At 73.3% G+C, this 20,309-nt stretch carries 19 protein-coding genes; 15 read left to right on the top strand and 4 right to left on the bottom strand.

The window, feature by feature from the left end; genetic code table 11:
• Positions 1-71: 71 nt before the first annotated feature.
• Both EV378_RS09765 and EV378_RS09760 read right to left on the bottom strand, forming a co-directional pair.
• Complete coding sequence (locus tag EV378_RS09765) at positions 72-494, bottom strand: organic hydroperoxide resistance protein (RefSeq protein ID WP_132422896.1); 423 nt, start codon at positions 492-494, stop codon at positions 72-74.
• A gap of 193 nt (positions 495-687) precedes the next feature.
• Positions 688-2,769 carry an ATP-dependent DNA helicase gene (locus EV378_RS09760; RefSeq protein ID WP_165922217.1) on the bottom strand — a complete coding sequence of 694 codons (2,082 nt, stop codon included), beginning with the start codon at positions 2,767-2,769 and terminating at the stop codon, positions 688-690.
• 158 nt (positions 2,770-2,927) lie between these two features.
• Between EV378_RS09760 and EV378_RS09755 the strand changes: the two genes are divergently transcribed.
• A complete protein-coding gene (locus tag EV378_RS09755) occupies positions 2,928-3,854 on the top strand; it encodes an acyl-CoA thioesterase (RefSeq protein WP_165922216.1) in 927 nt (308 codons plus the stop codon).
• A gap of 495 nt (positions 3,855-4,349) precedes the next feature.
• Here the strand turns inward: EV378_RS09755 and EV378_RS09750 are convergent, their stop codons facing one another.
• Positions 4,350-4,916, bottom strand: a complete 567-nt coding sequence (locus EV378_RS09750) for an isochorismatase family protein (RefSeq protein ID WP_132422890.1) — start codon at positions 4,914-4,916, stop codon at positions 4,350-4,352.
• Positions 4,913-6,205, bottom strand: a complete 1,293-nt coding sequence (locus EV378_RS09745; RefSeq protein ID WP_132422887.1) for a nicotinate phosphoribosyltransferase — start codon at positions 6,203-6,205, stop codon at positions 4,913-4,915. The genes EV378_RS09750 and EV378_RS09745 overlap by 4 nt, the downstream gene beginning before the upstream one ends.
• A 57-nt stretch (positions 6,206-6,262) precedes the next feature.
• Between EV378_RS09745 and clpS the strand changes: the two genes are divergently transcribed.
• From clpS to EV378_RS09675, 14 genes are all read left to right on the top strand, one after another.
• The gene (gene clpS, locus EV378_RS09740; protein WP_132422884.1) at positions 6,263-6,559 is read left to right on the top strand and encodes an ATP-dependent Clp protease adapter ClpS; all 297 of its coding nucleotides are present in this window, start codon (positions 6,263-6,265) and stop codon (positions 6,557-6,559) included.
• Positions 6,556-7,107 carry a DUF2017 domain-containing protein gene (locus EV378_RS09735; protein ID WP_132422881.1) on the top strand — a complete coding sequence of 184 codons (552 nt, stop codon included), beginning with the start codon at positions 6,556-6,558 and terminating at the stop codon, positions 7,105-7,107. Before clpS ends, EV378_RS09735 begins: the two co-directional genes overlap by 4 nt.
• A gap of 154 nt (positions 7,108-7,261) precedes the next feature.
• A complete protein-coding gene (locus EV378_RS09730; RefSeq protein WP_207908625.1) occupies positions 7,262-7,726 on the top strand; it encodes an SRPBCC domain-containing protein in 465 nt (154 codons plus the stop codon).
• 80 nt (positions 7,727-7,806) lie between these two features.
• Positions 7,807-8,106: a PE domain-containing protein gene (locus tag EV378_RS09725; RefSeq protein WP_132422876.1), complete on the top strand. Its 300-nt coding sequence runs from the start codon at positions 7,807-7,809 to the stop codon at positions 8,104-8,106.
• Positions 8,103-8,624 (top strand): DUF3558 family protein, encoded by a 522-nt coding sequence (locus EV378_RS09720; RefSeq protein WP_132422873.1) that lies wholly within the window; start codon positions 8,103-8,105, stop codon positions 8,622-8,624. The genes EV378_RS09725 and EV378_RS09720 overlap by 4 nt, the downstream gene beginning before the upstream one ends.
• A complete protein-coding gene (locus EV378_RS09715) occupies positions 8,621-9,133 on the top strand; it encodes a hypothetical protein (RefSeq protein WP_132422871.1) in 513 nt (170 codons plus the stop codon). The genes EV378_RS09720 and EV378_RS09715 overlap by 4 nt, the downstream gene beginning before the upstream one ends.
• 42 nt (positions 9,134-9,175) lie before the next feature.
• Positions 9,176-9,649 (top strand): M67 family metallopeptidase, encoded by a 474-nt coding sequence (locus EV378_RS09710; protein WP_132422868.1) that lies wholly within the window; start codon positions 9,176-9,178, stop codon positions 9,647-9,649.
• An 87-nt stretch (positions 9,650-9,736) separates the two neighbouring features.
• Positions 9,737-10,015, top strand: coding sequence for a MoaD/ThiS family protein (locus EV378_RS09705; protein WP_132422865.1), 279 nt, complete (start codon positions 9,737-9,739; stop codon positions 10,013-10,015).
• Between the two features lie 30 nt (positions 10,016-10,045).
• On the top strand, positions 10,046-10,993 hold the full coding sequence (locus EV378_RS09700) for a PLP-dependent cysteine synthase family protein (protein WP_132422862.1): 948 nt from the start codon (positions 10,046-10,048) through the stop codon (positions 10,991-10,993).
• Positions 10,994-11,243: 250 nt separating this feature from the next.
• Positions 11,244-13,055 carry a hypothetical protein gene (locus tag EV378_RS09695; RefSeq protein WP_132422859.1) on the top strand — a complete coding sequence of 604 codons (1,812 nt, stop codon included), beginning with the start codon at positions 11,244-11,246 and terminating at the stop codon, positions 13,053-13,055.
• A 95-nt stretch (positions 13,056-13,150) separates the two neighbouring features.
• Entirely contained in the window at positions 13,151-15,001 is a 1,851-nt protein-coding gene (locus EV378_RS09690) for a dynamin family protein (RefSeq protein WP_132422857.1), read from the top strand.
• Complete coding sequence (locus tag EV378_RS09685) at positions 14,998-16,530, top strand: dynamin family protein (RefSeq protein ID WP_243653369.1); 1,533 nt, start codon at positions 14,998-15,000, stop codon at positions 16,528-16,530. Before EV378_RS09690 ends, EV378_RS09685 begins: the two co-directional genes overlap by 4 nt.
• 31 nt (positions 16,531-16,561) lie before the next feature.
• The gene (locus tag EV378_RS09680; protein ID WP_132422854.1) at positions 16,562-18,367 is read left to right on the top strand and encodes a hypothetical protein; all 1,806 of its coding nucleotides are present in this window, start codon (positions 16,562-16,564) and stop codon (positions 18,365-18,367) included.
• 34 nt (positions 18,368-18,401) lie between these two features.
• The gene (locus EV378_RS09675) at positions 18,402-20,249 is read left to right on the top strand and encodes an Hsp70 family protein (RefSeq protein WP_165922215.1); all 1,848 of its coding nucleotides are present in this window, start codon (positions 18,402-18,404) and stop codon (positions 20,247-20,249) included.
• The last annotated feature ends 60 nt before the right edge of the window (positions 20,250-20,309 follow it).

Below are 20,309 nucleotides of genomic sequence, written 5' to 3'. Positions count from 1 at the left end.
GGTGAGCGGGCTGGTCGTCATCGCGGTGACCTGAGGGCGTCCCGTCCTGATCGGACGGGACGCCGGGCGCCTCAGTTCGTGACCTTCAGCGTCACGTCGACGTTGCCGCGGGTGGCCTTCGAGTACGGGCACACCTGGTGCGCGGCCTTGACCAGGTCGTTCGCCTCGTACTCGCCCAGGCCGGGCAGGTTCGCGACGAGCACGGCAGCGACGTGGAAGCTGGTGTCGTCCGGCTCCAGGCTGACCGTCGCGCTCACGGTCGCGTCGTCCGGGACCGTCACGCCCTTCTTGCCGGCGACCAGACGCAGCGCGCCGTGGAAGCACGTGGCGTAGGCCGCGGCGAACAGCTGCTCCGGGTTCGTCGCGCCGCCGGGGCCGCCGAGGCCGGGCGGCATCTTCAGCTCCTGGTCGATCATCCCGTCGTCCGTCCGGACCCGGCCGTCCCGCCCGCCGCCGGACGAGATCGCCTCGGTCGTGTACACGGCGTCCGCCATGGTTCCTCCTCGCTGGTGTCCAATCCGGTAGTGCGCTACCGACCTGGTCCGAACCTAGCGCGGACCCGCCCGCGGCACCGTGCCGCACCCCGGCCCGGCGTGTCGCACCGGTCGCAGCAGGTGCGACACGCCGACGTGGGGTGCGCCGGCGGGTGGGCGGCATCCCGCGCCGGTGCCGCGGCACAGCCGAGGGTCAGTCGGCCTCGGGATCGGCGTCCGCGCCGCGGAGCCGTCGCAGCGCTCCGAGGACCTTCTCCCGGTCCGTGGTCGCCCAGAACGGCGGCAGCGACGCGCGCAGGAAGCCGCCGTAGCGCGCCGTCGCGATCCGGGAGTCCAGCAGCGCGACGACGCCGCGGTCGTCCATCCCGCGCAGCAGGCGCCCGGCGCCCTGGGCGAGCAGCAGCGCCGCGTGCGTCGCGGACACGGTGAGGAAGCCGTTGCCGCCCCGGGAGTCCGCTGCCTTCTGCCGGGCTGCGACGAGCGGGTCGTCCGGGCGCGGGAACGGGATCCGGTCGATGATCACCAACGACAGCGACGGGCCGGGCACGTCCACGCCCTGCCACAGCGAGAGCGTCCCGAACAGCGAGGTCTCCTCGTCCTCGGCGAACCGCTTGACCAGCAGCATCGTCGCGTCGTCGCCCTGGCAGAGCAGGGGCGTGTCCAGCTTGCCGCGCAACGCCTCGGTGGCCTGCTTGGCCGCGCGGGTGGAGGAGAACAGCCCGAGCGTGCGCCCGCCTGCGGCCTCGACGAGCGCCTGGATCTCGTCCAGCGTCTCGGGGGCGAGCCCGTCGCGGCCGGGCGGGGGCAGGCGCCTGGCCGTGTACAGGATCCCGGAGCGGGCGTGCGCGAACGGCGACCCGACGTCCAGCCCGGACCAGCGCGGCGCCTCCGGGTCCTGCATCTCGCCGTGGGTGCCGTCGGCTTTCGCCGCACCCTGCTCCGACGGTGTCGACGCCGGGAGCCCCCACTGGCGGGCCAGCGCGTCGAACGAGCCGCCGAGCGCCAGCGTCGCGGACGTCAGGACGGTCGTCCGCTCCGCGAACAGCCGCTCGCGCAGCAGCCCGCCGACCGACAGCGGTGCGACCCGCAGCACGGCGTACCGGGCGCCGTCCGGGCCCTGCTCGCCCAGCCACACGACGTCGTACCGCTTGGCCGGGTCGGACTCCGCGAACGCCTTCGTGACCCGCTGCGCCGTCTCCGACACCTCGTCCAGCAGCGCGAGCGCGAGCTTGCGCCCGGTCGCGGCGTCCGGGTCCTCCTTGCGGTTCTGCCCGAGCGCCTGGCGGCAGCCCGCCGCGGCCTCCAGGATCGCGTTCAGCGCGCCCGCCGCGGCCTGCGGCAGCGACTCCCATCGGCCGGGGTTCATGTCGCCGAGCACCATGCCGAGACCCTCGCCCGCCTCGGCGAGCCGGTCGGCCAGGTCCTGGTCGACGAGCTTGCCGCAACGACGCGCGGCCGCCGCGACCGTTCCCGATGTCAGCTCCGCGGTGGCCGCCCCGGTGACCCGGTCCACCAGCTCGTGGGCCTCGTCCACGACGACGACGTCGTGCTCGGGCAGCACCGACGCGTCGCCCATCGCGTCGATCGCCAGCAGCGCGTGGTTCGTGACGACGATGTCCGCCCGCCCGGCCTCGGCGCGGGCCTTCTCGGCGAAGCAGTCGTCGCCGACCGGGCACTTGGATGCACCCAGACACTCCCGCGCGGTGACCGACACCTGCCGCCACGCCGCGTCCGGGACGCCGGGGACGAGCTCGTCGCGGTCGCCGGTCTCGGTCTCGGACGACCACTCGTGCAGGCGTTTCACGTTGCGCCCCATGGCCGAGATGGCGAACGCGTCGAACAGCTGCTCCTCGCCGGGATCGTCGTCCATCTCGCCGTGCAGCTTGTTCATGCACAGGTAGTTGCGGCGGCCCTTGAGGATCGCGAACGACGGCTCGCGCCCGAGCATCGACTTCAGGCTCTTCGCGACGCGCGGGAGGTCCCGGTCCACGAGCTGGCGCTGCAGCGCGATCGTCGCCGTGGAGATCACGACGGTGGTGTCGCGCGCCATCGCGTGCCGGATCGCCGGGACGAGGTAGGCCAGCGACTTCCCGGTGCCGGTGCCGGCCTGCACGGCCAGGTGCTCGCCGGACGACAGCGACTTCCGCACCGCGTCGGCCATCCTGTCCTGGCCCTCGCGACGGCGTCCGCCGACCGCGGACACGGCGGCCTCGAGCAGCTCGGCGACGCCCGGAAGATCGCGGGAGTCGCGGGCGAGTGCGGGAGCGGCGGGCACCCGGCGAGGTTACCGCCGGCGGTGCCGGAAGCCGGGGAACCGGGGGAGTCGGGAACCGGTGACCGCGGTGTGACCGGCCGGTGAACATGGCGCACCGCGCGTGTGATCCCGGGCGGGCGGTGGCGAGTGAGGGCGCTCATAGCGCCACCATGGGGTGCGTGACCAGTACGCAGACCCGCGAGGACCCGTCTCTGTACCCCGTGCTGATCGAGCACGAGGCCCGCTACTCCGACCTCGACCCGAGCCGCCGGATCGGCCGGGACGCGCTGGTGCGCTGGTTCGAGGACGCCCGGGTCGCGGTCGAGCGGGACGCGTTCGGCGCCGACCTCGTCGCCCGGCTGCAGTCGCGGGTGCGGCTGCTGCTGGCCGCCGTGCGGGTCGACGTCATCGCGCCGCTGCGGGTGGCGGGCAACTACCGGATCGGTATCGGGGTCAGCCACATCGGCGCCTCGTCCTTCGCCTACCGCTACGCCGTGTTCGCCGGCCACGAGTGCGTCGCCACCGGCGAGTCGGTCTCCGTGCACTGTGACGTCCCGGCCCCGCCGGCTGCCGACGGCGACCACCCCCGTGACGGCACGGAGCCGTCCCCGCTACCCGACGTGGTGCGCGGCGCGCTCGCGACCATCCAGGTCTCCGCGCCCGCCCCCACCCGCCCGGACCGCGGCGACGCCCGCCTGGTGCGGGAGAACTACCCGTTCCGCGTCGACGTCCGCACCCGCTTCGGCGACCTGGACACGAACCGGCACGTCAACAACGTCGCGCTGGCCGGCTGGTATCTCGACGGCCTCGCCGAGCTGCACCAGGACGTCCTCGGCTACCCGACGGGCGGGCCGCTGGACGGCCTGTCGCCCAGCTCCCTGGCCGTGCAGTACCGCGACCAGGTGCACTACCCGGGCATCTACCAGCTGCGCGTCGGCGTCCTGGAGCTCGACGAGGACACCGTCCGCTACGCCTGCGGCCTGTTCGACGGCCCGCGCTGCATCGGTCTGGCGGAGGCGGAGGGCAGGCACCACGCCCCCGGCCAGGACGGCGACCCGGTCCGCCTCGCCGAGGCACTGGCCCCGTTCCGGATGCGGAACCTCTGAGTTGCGCTCATGATCGGCGGGAGTGGCATCAACGCGCCACATATGGCGCATTCTGACCGTTTGCGCTGATCAAGGCGGCCTGCCGGGCGCTGGCGCAGCCCGTGATCGGCGGAAGTGGCACCAGCGCGAGACGGGTGGCGCGTTCTGACCGTCTGCGCTGATCAAGGTGGGTGGCTCGGGGTCGGGGCGTGCCCGTGATCAGTGGAACGGGCGGTGGCGCGACGCCCGGTGGCTGGTGTGGTCGGCCCTGATGATCGAGTTGGGTGGCCCTGCGCTGGCGCCACCCATGATCGGCGGAACCGGCACCGAGGCGCCAGACATGGCGCGTTTCGACCGATTGCGCTGATCAAGGGGGGTGATGGGCGCCAGAGCCGGCCCAAGATCCGCAGAAGTGGCATCAGCGCGCCATCACTGGCGCGTTCCGACCGGTTCTGCTGATCATGGCCCGGGCGTGCGCGCCGCAGGCGGTGCGAGGCGAAGGGGCGGAGCCGGCGGTCAGCCGACCACCTCCACGCCCGCGGCGCGCATCTCGTCGAGGGCCGCCGCCGTCGTGTCCGGGGAGACGCCTGCGCAGTGCCCGAGGAGGACGGTCGTCGTGAACCCGTGTCCGGCGGCGTCCAGGGCGGTGGCGCGGACGCAGTGGTCGGTGGCAAGGCCGACGACGTGGACGTGCTCCACACCCCTGGCGTGCAGCCACTCCCGCAGGGGCGTGCCGGTCTCGCCCTGGTCGCTGCCCTCGAAACCGGAGTACGCGCTGGTGTAGGCGCCCTTGTCGAACACGGCCTCGATCGGCGTCACGTCCAGGGCCGGGTGGAAGGACGCCCCCGGCGTCCCGGTCACGCAGTGCACCGGCCAGGACGTGCGGTAGTCGGGGACGGCCGGCGGGCGGGCGAAGTGGTCGCCGGGATCGACGTGCACGTCCCGGGTCGCGACGACGTGGTCGTAGCCGGACGCGGCGAGCGCGCCGATCCCGGCCGCGACGGCCGCGCCACCGGTGACGGCGAGCGAGCCGCCCTCGCAGAAGTCGTTCTGCACGTCGACGACGATCAGGGCGCGAGTCATGGCTGGTCGGAGAGGAAGGTCGTCGGGATGGCGGGCTCGCCGCGGGAGAGCTTGAGCCCCTCCCACGGGACCGAGACGAGCGCGCCGCGCAGGCGATCGCGGGCGGCCTCCAGGTCGTCGACGCCGGCCTGGACCTTCCCGCCGCGCACGAGCGGCACCGGCAGTACCGTGTCGTGCGGCCCGACCGCGGGCGGGGCGTCCGCGCGGTACACGACCTCCTCGACGGACGTTCCGGTCGGCTTGTGCCTGCGCAGCGCCGCCTTGCGCCCGCCGCGGGACTCCTTGGACGTGCTGCGCTTCGAGACCGGGCGCCCGTCGACCTCGACGAGCTTGTAGACCATCCCGGCCGTCGGGTGGCCGGACCCGGTGACCACGGACGTGCCGACGCCGTAGGAGTCGACCGGCTCGGCGCGCAGCGAGGCGATCGCGTACTCGTCGAGGTCGCCGGACAGGACGATCTTCGTGCCGGTCGCGCCGAGGCCGTCGAGCTGCTCGCGGGCCTGGCGGGCCAGCTCGCCGAGGTCGCCGGAGTCGATCCGGATGGCGCCGAGCCCGGTCCCGGCCGCGGCGATCGCGTTGTCGATGCCCTGCCGGATGTCGAACGTGTCGACGAGCAGCGTCGTCGACTCCCCGAGCGCGGCGACCTGGCTCGCGAACGCGCTGCGCTCGTCGTCGTGCAGCAGGATCCAGGCGTGTGCGGCGGTACCCGCGGTGGGGATGCCGTGGCGCAGGCGCGCGGCGAGGTTCGAGGTGGCGCCGAAGCCGGCCAGGTACGCGGCCCTGGCGCAGGCGACGGCCGCCTCCTCGTGCGTGCGCCGCGACCCCATCTCGATCAGCGGGCGCCCGGCTGCCGCGGTCACCATCCGGGCGGCGGCCGACGCGATCGCGCTGTCGTGGTTGTAGATCGACAGCGCCAGCGTCTCCAGGATCACTGCGTCGGCGAACGTGCCGGACACGGTGAGGATCGGCGAGCCGGGGAAGTACAGCTCGCCCTCGGGGTAGCCGTCGACGTCGCCGGAGAACCGGTAGTCGCGCAACCAGTCCACCGTGTCCTCGTCGACGACGCCGGCCAGCAGCTCGAGGTCCTCCGGTCCGAAGCGGAACCGCTCCAGCGCCTCCAGCAGCCGCCCGGTGCCGGCGACGACGCCGTAGCGCCGCCCGTCCGGCAGCCGGCGGGCGAACAGCTCGAACACGCACCGGCGCGAGGCCGTGCCGTCGGCGAGCGCGGCCGCGACCATGGTCAGCTCGTACCGGTCGGTGAGCAACGCGGTGCCCGGATCCGGGGTCATGCCCGGCAGCCTATGTGCGGTTCGGAGTCCCGTGCGTCACATGCCACCATGGGCGGTATGACCGTGCCGTTACCGACGCCCACCGAACAGGTGGACCCGGCCGTGGACGAGGACGTCTCCCCGGACACCCCGTGGCAGGCGATCGTCTGGAACGACCCGGTCAACCTCATGTCCTACGTCACGTACGTGCTGCAGAAGCTGTTCGGTTACCCGGAGCCGAAGGCCAACCAGCTGATGCTCGACGTGCACCACAAGGGCCGCGCCGCGGTCTCGTCGGGGGACAAGGACACGATCGAGGCGGACGTCGCGAAGCTGCACGCGGCCGGCCTGTGGGCCACCATGCAGCGCACATGAACGGCTGGAAGCGCACCGGGCGCGGTGATCGCCTGCGGTTCGTCTCCGGGTTCTCCGGTGAGGAGGCCCGTGTCCTGCACGGCTTGTTCACCGAGGTCCGGACGATGCTGTCCGGCAGGGCCTCCGAGCAGCCGGAGGACGAGCTGGCGGCTCTGACCGGGATCCGGACGGGCCCGACGTCGCGTCCGACCGACCGCGTGCTCGCCCGGCTGCTTCCGGACTTCACCTCCGAGGACCAGGACCTGGCCCAGGGCCTGCGCTCGCTGCACGAGCCGTCGCTGATCGAGGCGAAGGACGCGGCCGCCGCGCTCGTCATCCAGACGCTGCCCGAGGCGGGCGGACGGGTCGAGCTGAACACCGAGGAGGCCGACACCTGGCTGGCCGCGCTGAACGACGTGCGGCTCGCGCTCGGTACGGCCCTCGACGTCAGCGAGGAGATGCCCGACCAGCTCCCGGACGACGACCCCCGCGCCCCGCACCTGGGCATCTACCACTGGCTGACGTTCGTGCAGGACTCGCTCGTGCGCGTGCGCATGCGGTCCCTGTAGCCGATCCGCCCGCCGATCCCGACCCGCACCGATGATTCCCGCGCGGTGTGCCGGTCACGGTCCTCGAGCAACGGCGGGCGCGGGAGGCGGCGATGGACGGCACGAGAGGGCACCGGCCGGTACCGGAGGCCCGGACGACGGGACAGGTGCTGACGTGACCCGGACGGACTCCGCGTCCCGGCTGGTCGCGGCACCGGCCGAGCGCGTCTTCAGGGCCCTCGTCGAGCCCGACGCGCTGTCCGCCTGGTTGCCGCCTGCCGGCATGAGCGGGGTGTTCGAGCGCTTCGACCCGGGCCAGGGCGGCGGCTACCGCCTGGTCCTGACCTACGGCGACGTGTCGTCGGCGCCGGGCAAGACGACCGCGGGCTCCGACGTCGTCGAGGCCCGCTTCGTGGAGATCGTTCCGGCCGTGCGGGTCGTGCAGGCGGTCGACTTCGTCGCCGACGACCCGGCCTTCGCCGGCACCATGACCATGACCTGGGAGCTCACCGGCGAGGCGGGTGGCACGCGCGTGGTCATCAGGGCCGACGACGTGCCGTCGGGCATCTCCGCCGAGGACCACGCCGTGGGCCTGCGTTCCTCGCTCGACAACCTCGCCCGGTACCTGGCGGCGCGCTGAGGCGTCGTCGCCGCTTCACTCCCGCGAACGTCCCGCCGGGAACGCCACCGGGGTGGGCGGCGGGCTGCGACGGTGCCGCCATGACGATCTCCGGCTACCGGGTCGATCCGGAGCGCCTGCGCGCGCTCATCGCGTCCCTGCAGGAGACGCTGGCTCGGTTGTCCCGCAGCGCGATGGAGCTCGACGCCGCCCTGAGCGCCCCGCCGCCGGGTTCCGACGAGGTCTCGCTGAACGCGTACCGCCAGCTCGTCCGGATGACGGAGGACGCGCGGGCCGAGATCGCCGACCGCCAGGCCCGGCTGCTCGCCGCGATCGCCGCGCTGCAGGCGCAGCTGCGCGACTACGAGGCCGCCGAGCGGGACGGCGCGGTCCCGGCGTGAGGGCGGTGCCCCGGATCGTCGCGACGGTCGCGCTGGTCGCGGTGGCGGCCGGCTGCACGGCGGACCCGGTGCCGCCGTCGCCGTCGACCGCGCCGCCGGTCGCCGTCGTGCGGGACGCGACGGCACTCGGCGGATGCCCGGGTCCGACCGCCCGGCTGGCTCCCGACCTGGTGGTGGCCTCGACGGCGCTGCCCGCCGGGGCCGGGTGCACGTGGACCGACCCGTCGTCGACGGCGGTGGTGCGGGCCGACGTCCACGCCGCCGGTGGGCTCGGCGCGCTGTACCGGGCGGCGGGCGAGTTCCGGGCGTTCCGCACCGGGCAGCTGGCGGGCGCCCCGACCGTCGTCACCACACCCGGGGGCGACCCGTCGTGCTCGCTGCACGCCGGGTTGTCCGATGGGGAGCTGCTGGTCGTGCAGGTCGGGCCCGCGACGGCGCCTGTGCCGGACCCCTGCCGGACCGCGGCGGCCGTCGCGGAACGCCTGCTCACCGCGATGCCGACGAGGAGCACCCGATGACCACCTACGCCACGACGTCGCTGGACCCGGCCACCGTCGGGCTGACCCGCCTGCGTGCGGGCCTGCTGTCCGGCTCCGGTCCGGCCGGGTTCGACGCGCTGGCCGGTGCCGTCGGCCGTGCCGCGGACACCGCCCGCGACGTCGTCGGTGACCTGGACGCGGTGCTGCGCCGGGACGCGGCGGTGCACGCCGGTCCGGCCGCGGACGGCGCCCGCACGCACCTGGCCGCGCTGCGCCAGGACGTCGTCGCGGCCGCCGGGCGGCTGGAACGGGCGTCCCGCGCGGTGCGCGAGCTGGCGGCGCACCACGCGGCCGCGCGGCGGGACATCGTGCCGGACCGGTCCCCGTCCGGTGCCGGGCCGGGCGCAGCGCTGCTCGGCGCGGCACTCGACGACGGCGGGGACCGCCGTGCCCGGCTCGCCGTCGCCGCCTACCAGGACCGCTGCAACGCGGTGCTGTCCGGATCGCTGCCGGAGTTCTCCGGTGTGAGCCTGGTCCGAGGGGGGTGACGTGGCGTGCGGGGCCGTGCACGCGCCCCGTATCCTGTCCCCGTGCTGGTCATCCGAGCCGACCTCGTCGAGGAGATCGTCGCGCACGCCCGCCGGGACCACCCGGACGAGGCCTGTGGCGTGATCGCCGGACCCGATGACGGCTCCGACCGCCCGCACCGGTTCGTCCCGATGCTCAACGCGGCCCGGTCGCCGACGTTCTACGAGTTCGACTCCGCCGACCTGCTCGCGCTGTACAAGGACATGGACGCCCGCGACGAGGTGCCCGTGGTGATCTACCACTCGCACACGGCGACCGAGGCGTACCCCTCGCGCACGGACATCTCGTACGCGTCCGAGCCGTACGCGCACTACGTGCTGGTCTCCACCCGCGAGGACGCCGAGGCGAACCACACGGGCCACGACCTGCACTCCTACCGGATCGTCGACGGCGAGGTGACCGAGGAGGAGATCCAGGTCGTCGAGTCGTACATGTTCGCGCACACCGGCGCGGACGACGTCCCGGACCACAGCTGACCGTCGGAGCGGAATCCCGCGCACCGTCGGGTGCGTTGACCGCGTCGGAGCAGTTCTCAGCCGAATCTCACCAGGAGTAGCTCGACCATGGCCGTCACCGTTTCCATCCCCACGATCCTGCGCACGCACACCGGCGGCGAGAAGTCCGTCGAGGCCAAGGGCGCCACGGTCTCCGACGTCATCGAGGACCTCGAGTCCCGCCACGGCGGCATCAAGGACCGGCTGATCACCGACGGCAAGCTGCACCGGTTCGTGAACATCTACGTCGACGACGAGGACGTCCGTTTCGCGGGCGGCCTCGAGGCGCCGGTCACCGAGACCTCGACGATGACGATCCTCCCGGCCGTCGCCGGCGGAGCGGCCTGACCTGCCGCTCCCGGCCTGATCGGAGGATCCGTGCGCTACGACTCGCTGCTGCACGCGGTCGGTGACACCCCGCTGGTCGGGCTGCCCTCGCTGTCCCCCTCGGAGGACGTCCGGCTGTGGGCGAAGCTCGAGGACCGCAACCCGACCGGCTCGATCAAGGACCGGCCCGCGCTGGCCATGATCGAGGACGCGGAGAAGCAGGGGCTGCTGTCGCCGGGCTGCACGATCCTCGAGCCGACGTCGGGCAACACCGGCATCTCGCTGGCGATGGCGGCCAAGCTCAAGGGCTACCAGCTCGTCTGCGTGATGCCGGAGAACACGTCCGAGGAGCGACGTCAGCTGCTCGGCATGTACGGCGCGCAGATCATCTCCTCGCCGGCGGCGGGCGGCTCGAACCAGGCCGTCGCCGTCGCGAAGGAGCTGGCCGCCGAGCACACCGACTGGGTGATGCTCTACCAGTACGGCAACCCGGCCAACACGGATGCGCACTACCGCGGCACCGGCCCGGAGATCCTGCGCGACCTGCCGTCCGTGACGCACTTCGTGGCCGGCCTCGGCACCACCGGCACGCTCGTCGGTGCCGGGCGGTACCTGCGCGAGCAGAAGCCGGACGTCCAGGTCATCGCCGCCGAGCCGCGGTACGGCGAGCTCGTCTACGGCCTGCGCAACCTGTCCGAGGGCTTCGTGCCGGAGCTGTACGACGAGACCGTCCTCACCGGACGGTTCTCGGTCGGCAGCTACGACGCGTTGCGCCGGACCCGCCAGCTCGTCGAGCTGGAGGGCATCTTCGCCGGCATCTCCTCCGGCGCCATCCTGCACGCCGCCATCGCGGCGGGGGAGAAGGCGGTCAAGGCGGGCGAGTCCGCCGACATCGCGCTCGTGATCTGCGACGGCGGCTGGAAGTACCTCTCGACCGGCGCCTACTCCGGTGATCTCGGCACCGCAGCGCAGGGGATCGACGGCCAGCTCTGGGCCTGACAACCCGGTCTCATCGATTCTGATGATGGGACCGCGATCGTGCGAGCATTCGCGCGACCGCCGCCTATGCTCGTCGTAGCCGGTCTGACCTGCGACGATGCAGTATCCGCCACGACGTGAGCAATGGGCTCCGAGCAGTTGAGTAGCCCGGTACTCATGTTGCGGCGCCCGCCCCGGCGCAACCTTCTCGGCAAGCGAGACCACCCGATCGGTCTCGACCCCCGAAGGACACACCGAGAGGCGAGAGATCATGACCGAGACGGTTGGCTCCAACTTCAACCAGCAGGCCAAGTCGGGCGACGACGGCGGCGACATCTTCCAGAACCAGCAGCAGACCGGAGCGGGCGCGGCCGGGTCGAACTTCAACCAGCAGGCGAAGTCCGGCGACGACGACGGCGGCGACATCTTCCAGAACCAGCAGCAGGCCGGTGCCGGCGCGGCCGGGTCGAACTTCAACCAGCAGGCGAAGTCCGGCGGCGACGAGGTGCTGGTCGGCCCGAACGGCGAGCAGGTCTTCACCGACGAGCAGGGCCGCCACTTCTTCATCGACGCCAACGGCGACCGGATCTTCCTGCCGGAGGACAACGGCGGCGGGGACATCTTCCAGAACCAGCAGCAGGCCGGAGCGGGCGCGGCCGGGTCGAACTTCAACCAGCAGGCGAAGTCCGGCGACGACGGTGGCGGCGACATCTTCCAGAACCAGCAGCAGGCGGGCGCCGGTCACGGCGGCGGGTCGAACTTCAACCAGCAGGCGGCGGCCGGCGGCCACGGCGGCGGCGGGGACATCTTCCAGAACCAGCAGCAGGCCGGCGCGGGTGGTGGCGGCTCGAACTTCAACCAGCAGGCGAAGTCGGGCGGCGACGGCGGCGGCGACATCATGCAGAACCAGCAGCAGGCCGGTGCGGGTGGTGGCGGCTCGAACTTCAACCAGCAGGCGAAGTCGGGCGGCGACGGCGGCGGCGGCGACATCATGCAGAACCAGCAGCAGGCCGGTGCCGGCGGCGGCGGGTCGAACTTCAACCAGCAGGCGTCCTCCGGTGGCCGTGACAGCGGCGACATCTTCCAGAACCAGCAGCAGGCGGGTGCGGCCGCGGCGGCCGGGTCGAACTTCAACCAGCAGGCGAAGTCCGGCGGCGACGACGGCGGGGACATCTTCCAGAACCAGCAGCAGTCCGGTGCCGGCCACGGAGGGTCGAACTTCAACCAGCAGGCGAAGTCGGGCGACGACGACGGCGGGGACATCTTCCAGAACCAGCAGCAGTCGGGCGCGGGCCACGGTGGCTCGAACTTCAACCAGCAGGCGAAGTCGGGCGACGACGACGGTGGCGACATCTTCCAGAACCAGCAGCAGGCCGGTGCGGCGGGTGCGGGGTCGAACTTCAACCAGCAGGCGAAGTCCGGCGACGACGATGGCGGGGACATCTTCCAGAACCAGCAGCAGTCCGGTGCCGGTCACGACGGTGGCTCGAACTTCAACCAGCAGGCGAAGTCGGGCGACGACGACGGTGGCGACATCTTCCAGAACCAGCAGCAGTCCGGTGCCGGCCACGGAGGGTCGAACTTCAACCAGCAGGCGAAGTCGGGCGACGACGACGGTGGCGACATCTTCCAGAACCAGCAGCAGAGCGGTGCCGGTGGCGGGAGCAACTTCAACCAGCAGGCCAAGTCCGGTGGTGACCACGACGGCGGCGGGGACATCTTCCAGAACCAGCAGCAGTCGGGCGCGGGCCACGGTGGCTCGAACTTCAACCAGCAGGCGAAGTCGGGCGACGACGGCGGCGGGGACATCTTCCAGAACCAGCAGCAGTCCGGTGCCGGCCACGGAGGGTCGAACTTCAACCAGCAGGCCAAGTCCGGTGGTGACCACGACGGTGGCGGGGACATCTTCCAGAACCAGCAGCAGTCCGGTGCCGGTCACGACGGTGGCTCGAACTTCAACCAGCAGGCCGAGAGCCACCACGAGGAGCCGACCTTCGAGGCGGCGGGGCACAACGAGGCCGCCGGCGGCGGCGGCGACGAGGCCGCGCACGTCGGTGGCGGCGAGGAGCACCACGTCGGCTGACATCGGTAGCGCTCCGGCGCTCCCGGACGAGTAACACGGTGGGCAGTCGTCCGATCGGGCGACTGCCCACCGGTGCGATGTGAGGAGACCCCGCGATGCCGGCAAACCAGAGCGCCGCGGCGAAGCACGTCCTGGAGACCCTGGACATGACGGTCAAGGGCGCCCACGCCTACGACCGTCCCGACCTGGCCGAACGGCTCGGTACCGCCCGGCGGCTGCTCGAGGCGGCGACCGTCACCGTGCACGTCGTCGGCGAGTTCAAGCAGGGCAAGAGCTCGCTGATCAACGCGCTGCTCACGGCGCCGGTCTGCCCGGTGGACGACGACATCGCGACCGCCGTCCCGACCGAGATCCGGTACGCCACCGAGCTGGCCGCCAGCGCCACGTTCGACTCGGCGCCCGGTTCCAACGGCGCGGGATGGACCGAGACGATCCCGGCAGCGGACATCGCGGCCTACGTCTCGGAGGCCGGCAACCCCGGCAACGAGCGGCGGCTGCGGGCGGTGAGCGTCGGGATCGCCCGGCAGCTGCTGTCGACCGGCCTCGTCCTGATCGACACCCCCGGCGTGGGTGGGCTCGGGTCGGTGGCGAACGCGTCCGCGCTGTCGTCGCTGCCCCAGTCGCACGCCGTCCTGTTCGTCACCGACGCCTCGCAGGAGCTGACCGCGGCCGAGCTCGGCTTCCTGCGGACGGTGCGCGAGCTGTGCCCGCGGGTGCTGCTCGTCGTCACCAAGACCGACCTCTACCCGGAGTGGGCCCGCATCCTCGACCTGGACCTCGGCCACCTGCGGCGCCGGGCGATCGACGTCGAGGGCATCGCCGTGTCGTCGGAGATCCGCTCGCTCGCCGCGAAGGACGCCGACCAGGAGCTGAACGCCGAGTCCGGTTTCCCCGAGCTGGTCAAGAGGATCAACGACGTGCTCGCGGGCTCGGAGCGGATCGCGATCGATTCGACCGTCACGCACCTGCGTTCCGCGCTGGACCAGATGCGGGTCTCGGCCACCGCCCGTCGCGACGCGCTGCTGCACCCGGAGAACGCGGCCGACCTCGTCGCACGCCTGACCGAGGCCAAGGACAAGGCGGACGCGCTGCGCGAGCGCTCGTCGAAGTGGCAGCTGCTGCTCCAGGACGGCTTCGCGGACATCGCCTCGGACATCGACTTCGACCTGCGCGACCGTGCCCGCAAGGCGCTGCACGAGGCGGAGGCCGGTATCGAGGACGGGGACCCGGCGAAGAACTGGGAGGAGTTCGAGAACTGGTTCCGCCAGCGGCTGGCCGGTGAGGCGCTGGAGAACTACGCGCTGTTCGTGCGCCGGGCCAAGGAGGTCGCGAGCACCGTCGGCGAGCACTTCGAGCTCGAGGAGTCCGAGATCGTCACCGCGCGAGAGGTGCACGCACCGATCGAGCTGCTGGAGTCGTTCACCGTCGACTCCGCGTTCGTCGAGAAGAAGGCCAAGGGCGCCGGCATGGCCGCGTTCCAGAAGGCCTACGGCGGCTTCCTGATGTTCACCATGCTCACGCACATGGCGGCGCTGGCCATCCCGGCGCCGTTCGGCCTGATCCCCGGTCTGCTGATGGGCCGGGCCGGCCTGCGCGACGAGAAGAAACGGCAGCTGGAGAAGCGCCGCAGCGAGGCCAAGCAGGCCGTCCGCCGCTTCGTCGACGAGTTCCAGATGCAGGTCGGCAAGGACTCCCGGGACGCGATCCGGCACGTGCAGCGCGAGCTGCGGACGGCATGGACCGAGCGGGTGACCGAGCTGCAGCGCTCCGCGGCGGCCGGGCTGGCCGCCGCGCAGGAGTCCGCGAAGACCGGCGAGAACGACGTCGGGGCGCGGGACCGGATCGAGAAGGACATGGCGTCGCTGGACATGCTCAGCGCACGGCTCGACGACCTCGCCGCGCACCTGGAGCGCACCCGCACCGAGCCCGTCGGGACCGGGTCGTGAACCGCGAGCCGGCCGCCCCCACCCTGATCAACCGGGTCCGGGGCCTCGTGCACCGGGCGTGCCAGATGTACGGCGGCGGCCCGGCCATGCCGGAGCTGCTGGCCGCCGCGCACCGCCTGGACTCGCCGCTGCGCGTCGCGATCGCCGGCCGGATCAAGGCCGGCAAGTCCACATTGCTCAACGCGCTCGTCGGGCAGGAGCTCGCGGCGACCGACGCAGGCGAGTGCACGCGCGTCGTGACCTGGTACCGCGACGGGCACACCTACCGGATCGGCGCCCAGCTGCGCGACGGTCAGCGGATCGGCCTGGCCTCGACGCCGGCGGGCGGCCCGGACCTGCAGGGGCTGCACGCGCCGGACATCGACCACATCATGGTCGACTGGCCGTCGCCGGCCCTGCGGTCGATGACGCTGGTGGACACGCCGGGTATGGACTCGCTGACCGCCGAGCTGTCCGGTCGCACGACGGCCGCGCTCACGCCGGAGGACGACGAGGGCCCCGGCATGGTGGACGCCGTCGTCTACCTGATGCGGCACATGCACGCCACGGACGTCTCGTTCCTGGAGACGTTCCGCAACGACCCGTCGGAGCGACGCCCGATCAACACGATCGCCGTGCTCGGCCGCGCCGACGAGGTCGGGCACGGACGTCCGGGTGCGCTGGACAGCGCGGCCCGCGTCGCCGACCGCTACCGGGTCGACCCGCGCGTGCGCGCGCTGTGCCAGACCGTGCTCCCGGTCGCCGGCCTGCTGGCCGCGACGGCCGCGACGCTGCGCGAGGACGAGTTCCGCGCGATCGCGCTGATGGCTGGCGCCGAGGAGGCCGAGACCGACCGGCTGCTGCTCACCGCGAACCGGTTCGCGTCCGGTCACACCGAGCTGGACCTCGCGCCGTCCCGACGCGCCGCGCTGCTCACCCGCTTCGGCCTGTTCGGCGTGCGGCTGTCCGTGCAGCTGGTCCGCAGCGGGGTCGCGACGACGGCCGGTGCGCTGTCCGCGGAGCTGTTGCACCGCAGCGGTCTGGTGCCGTTCCGGGAGGCGCTCACCAGCCGGTTCGCCGCGCGCTCCGAGGTGCTGAGGGCCCGCACCGCGTTGAAGATCACCGAGTCGGTGCTGCGGCGCTACCCGGTACCGGCCGCGGCCGCGCTCGTGCACGAGCTGGAGCAGGTCTCCGCTGGCGCGCACGAGTTCGCCGAGATCCGGCTGCTGGACACGCTGCGCACCGGCGCGCTGATGCTCACCGAGGCCGAACGCGACGCCGCGGAGCGCCTGCTCGGCGGCGAGGGCGTGCACCCGATGAGCCGCCTCGGTCTGCCCGTCGGCTCCGGGGAGGACCCGATGGGAGCCGCGCGTGCCGCGCTGACGCAGTGGCAGCGCCGTGCCGAGCACCCGTCCTCCGGGCGCGACGTGCGCGAGGCGTGCCGCGTGCTCGTCCGTACCTGCGAGGCACTGGTGCTCGGTTCCCTGCCGCAGCAGATGAGCAATCCGGGGCCGATGACGGCGACCGGTCGAGTAGCCGACTGCTCATGACCAGCCGCGCCGCCGAGGGGATTCTCTAGCCATGACCAGTTCCGAGCAGCCAGTCCGCGGCCCGGTCGGCATGCCGGCCCACCTGTGGGAGCTGGCCAAGTCCGACGTCCGGCTGTCCGTCCCGAACCGGGTGCGCAACGCCGTCGCGAACGGCCTGAACGCCCCCGAGAACGTGCGACGCATCGCCGCCCGCGTCGCCGTCACCGGGGCCGCGATGGGCGTCCCGGCCGCGATGATCGGCCTGGGCGGCTTCCTCGACACGGCCGACACCCCGGTCGGGCTCGCCGGCGGCGAGGCGCCGCTGGACGGGTTCGACGGCGCCCCCGCGGTCCCCGGCTCGCACGACGGCGGCGGCTACTCCGGCTTCGCCGGTGGCAGCGGCCACGGCGGCGGGGGCGGCGGCTCCGAGGGCGGTGGCTCCGAGGGCTTCGCGCACGCGACCACACAGGGCGGCGGCGACGTCCACTCCGGACTGGGCAGCACGTGGCACGTGCAGGACCCGTCCGTGCCCGGCGGCGACTGGCTCACCGTCCAGATGTTCCAGGACGTGTCGGTCACCGAGACCGCGGACGGCATGTTCGTCGTCGACGCGTGGCAGTTCATCGTCGTCCACGACAGCCACGGCCAGGAGTACGTGTTCAAGGAGCACTACCAGGTCGTCGTCCCGGACCCGCCGGGCCAGGAGACCGACCTGATCATCCACGAGCGCGGCTTCGTGCACGTGACCGAGCGGCCGGACGGCACGTTCGCCGTCGACCCGCACTTCGGCATCGACGTGATCGTCACCGCCGATGGGGACGGCAAGGACTCCGTTCTGATCGGTCAGTCCCAACACGTCCGCTACACCGACACCGACGGCAAGCAGGACGACGACGTGAAGGTCGACCTGTCCGAGAAGGCGACGTCGACCAGCGACGACGAGGGCGACAAGGCCACCACGACGATCGACCAGGGCCAGGTGTTCGACGACGGACGCTCGCCCGCCAAGCCGTTCGAGGGCGGCAGCAAGCAGAAGGAGGGCGACGCGGACGAGCACTCCGGCACGAAGGACGGCCGGGACCAGAAGGACGGCCGGGACCCGAAGGGCGGCAGGGAGACCCACGAGCCGGACGGAGGTCGCGAGCAGGTCGGTCACGGCACCTCCGACGGGACCGATCCGTCGTCGCCGTTCGGGGAGGAGCCCGCCGACCGGGGCACGGCAGGCGGTGCGCAGACGGGCTCGCCGTCGGCGCCCACCGGCACCGCGACGTCACCGACCGCGTCGTCGTCGACCGGGCCCACCGCGTCCTCCGGGGCGGCGACCACCGCGCGCTCGCTGGACGCGGCGCCGCTGGCGAGCGCGGCCGTCGCGGCACCCGCGGCGAGCGTGCTGGCCGGCCGGGAGCCGACCGGGCTGGAGAGCCACACCGGGCCGGAGCTCGACGCGCCGCCGTCCGGTCAGGAGCAGCCCGCCCCGCAGCCGACCGGGACGGAGCAGCCGTCCGCCGACCACGCCCCGGACGCGTCCGCGCCGCCGGAGCACCCGGGCACCGGCACAGAGCCGTTCGCCGGGTCTCCGGCGACGAACGGTTCCGCACCGTTCGAGCCGCCCGCCACCACCGGCTCCACACCGGGGACGACGAACGGGGAGCCGGCCGCGACGACCGACTCGTCCACGCCGGACGAGCATCAGGACCCGGGCGATAACACCGCGGCCCCGGACCACGAGTCACACAGCGACACGGCAGTGCACGACACGCCGGAGCCGGCCCAGGCCGAGCACGCCGGGAACCACGACGCCGACCACGACACGGCGGACCACGGAACGGATGGCGCGGATCATGCGCTCGCCCACTGACACAGGCACGACCGAAACCGGAGGGGGCACGGCGATGGGGTACGGGCTCGGTGTCGATCTCGGCACCACGTTCACCGCTGCGGCGGTGGAGCGCGACGGACGCGTGGAGATGGCCACGCTCGGAGACCGGACCGCTGCCGTGCCGTCGGTCGTGCTGCTGCGTGGGGACGGGACCGTCCTCACCGGTGACGCGGCGGACCGGCGCGCGGCCAGCGAGCCGGACCGGGTGGCCCGGGAGGTCAAGCGGCGGCTCGGCGACCCGATGCCGGTGCTGCTCGGCGGTGCGCCGCAACCGGTCCAGGAACTGATGGCGATGCAGCTGCGGGACGTCGTGCGCGTCGTCTCGGAGCGGGAGGGTGGCGCACCGGACGAGGTGACGCTGACCCACCCCGCGAACTGGGGGCCGTACAAGAAGGAGCTGTTCGGGCAGATCCCGCGCCGGGCGGGAATCGACCGGGTCCGGATGCTCACCGAGCCGGAGGCGGCGGCCGCGCACTACGCGTCCACCGAGCGGGTCCCGGAGGGCGCGGTCGTCGCCGTGTACGACCTCGGTGGCGGCACGTTCGACGCGACCGTGCTCCGGACGTCGGGGGAGGGCTTCGAGATCCTCGGCACGCCGGAGGGCATCGAGGGCCTCGGCGGCATCGACTTCGACGAGGCGGTCTACGCCCACGTCGACCGCGTGCTCGACGGCGCGCTGTCCGGGCTCGACCCGGCCGACATCCGGGCGACGGCGGCGGCCATCCGGCTGCGGCACGAGTGCGTGCTGGCGAAGGAGGCCCTGTCCGCGGACACCGAGGCCACCATCCCGGTGCTGCTGCCCGCCGTGCAGACCGAGGTGCGGCTGACCCGCGGCGAGTTCGAGACGATGATCCAGCCGTCGGTGGCGGCGACGGTCGAGGCGATGCGTCGGGCGCTGCGCTCGGCGGGCGTCACCCCCGACGAGCTGCACACCGTGCTGCTCGTCGGCGGCTCGTCCCGGATCCCGGCGGTGGCCCGGATGGTCTCCGCCGAGCTCGGTCGCCCCACCTCGGTGGACGCGCACCCCAAGCACGCGATCGCGCTCGGTGCGGCGCAGCTGTCGCGCCGGACCGGTCCGGAGGCCGTGGACGGCGGCCCCGCGGACGACACGCCGACCCCGCCGCGCGGGATCCCGGTGGTGACCCCGATGGGCGCGCCGATGCTGCCGTCGCAGGCCGGGCCGGTGGGCCCCGGTACGCCGGGTGTCCCGGTCGGTCCGGGCACGCCTCCCGGCGGTACGCGGCAGCCCACCGGTCCGAACGGGACCGGGTCGTTCAGCCCGGTCCCGCTGGCGACGGCGCCGCTGGCCGGCGTCGCGGCCGGAACGGCCTCGTCGGACGGGCCCGGCACGGCCGACCCGACCGCGGTGATGGGGCCGGACGGCGGCCCGTTGCGCGCCGAGGCGGGCGCGCCGCCGCCGGAACTGCGTGCCCCGGCCGGTGCCGCCCGTCGCAAGCGCCGGGTCGGTGCGGTCGTGGGTGCCGGCATCGTCGTGGCGGCCGCCGCGGTCGGCGCGGCCGTGTTCTACGGGACGTCGGCGGGGGCGACCGCGACGCCGGGACCGGCCGCCGCGACGGCCCCGGTCGCGACGCCGGCCGCGCCCACCCCGACCGAGGAAGCCGCCCCGCAGAGCGACGGCGGGTCGTCGGGGGGCTCCGCCCCGGCGCCGCGCAAGACGGTCGAGCGTCAGGCGCCGGTGGCGGCGGACCCGCCGTCGCACCACTCGAGCGGCTCCGGCTCGTCGTCGAAGACGTGGACGTCGAGCAAGACGAGCACGTCGAAGACGGACACCGACACGGACACGGACACCGACAGCGGGAGCTCCGGCAACAGCGGAGGGAACAACGGCGGCAACGGCTGACGTCGACACCGTAGGGACGGGGCCCGCGACCGACACCGGTCGCGGGCCCCGTTCGTTCCT

The sequence above is a fragment of the Pseudonocardia endophytica genome, from assembly GCF_004339565.1.
In the GTDB taxonomy this organism is placed as follows: Bacteria; Actinomycetota; Actinomycetes; order Mycobacteriales; family Pseudonocardiaceae; genus Pseudonocardia; species Pseudonocardia endophytica.
The sequence above is the reverse complement of the archived record's forward strand: the minus strand, read 5'-3'. Positions and strand labels throughout refer to the sequence as shown.